At 47.4% G+C, this 645-nt stretch carries 1 pseudogene; it reads right to left on the bottom strand.

Features of this window, described 5'->3' with window-relative positions:
- Nucleotides 1-36: 36 nt before the first annotated feature.
- Nucleotides 37-645 (bottom strand): annotated as a pseudogene (locus tag A3750_RS26300) (hypothetical protein); the annotation flags it as partial.

Here is a 645-nt window from a genome sequence, read left to right as displayed (position 1 = left end):
TCGCAGACCAAAAAATCGTCATGCTCAAAAAGCAGTCTAATTTTCTGAGGGTTCATATCGTGCCTTATCGTTAAGGGAGATTGGAACCAATTGCATGGATAATTTTGGTACTTTAATTGGCGCTGAGCGGAGTTGCTTGAAAAAGAACTGCGACGCATCCTGCGCCAAATTGAGCAGCCCGTATTTGAACGGGACGCCGACAAGCCCTGTTGCAAACTCCTTCGCTACGGTTATACGCTTCTCTTTTGCGTATAAGTTTGCGTAACTCGCTATCATTGCTGAGACTGAGCGAGATAAGTGCAAGTAATCGCTCTGAATTGTCATTCCAAGCTGATAAGTATTAGAGAGCAGCTGAATGGCCGCGCTTGTGCGAATTTGCAAACCTGCCCCTCCCTCTTGATAAAACTTCCAAAGCTCCCACGGCTCTATCGGCACAATGGATTTCTTACTAAGTGTTTCGCTGAGCGCTTCTACTATCCTTGAGCGCTGCTCCGAGTGCTTCTCTGGGTCAGTACTCATCGCAATAAGCGTGTCAGCCAGTTCTTCAATGTCGCCACACAGAGCGGCGCTGAGATACGAAAACACGTAGCCCCACTTACCCGACATTTGAATACTGTTGCCCCAATCGATGAGATAAAGCGCATT

The sequence above is a fragment of the Oleiphilus sp. HI0079 genome, from assembly GCF_001635105.1.
This window is presented reverse-complemented; position numbering and strand designations above follow the sequence as displayed.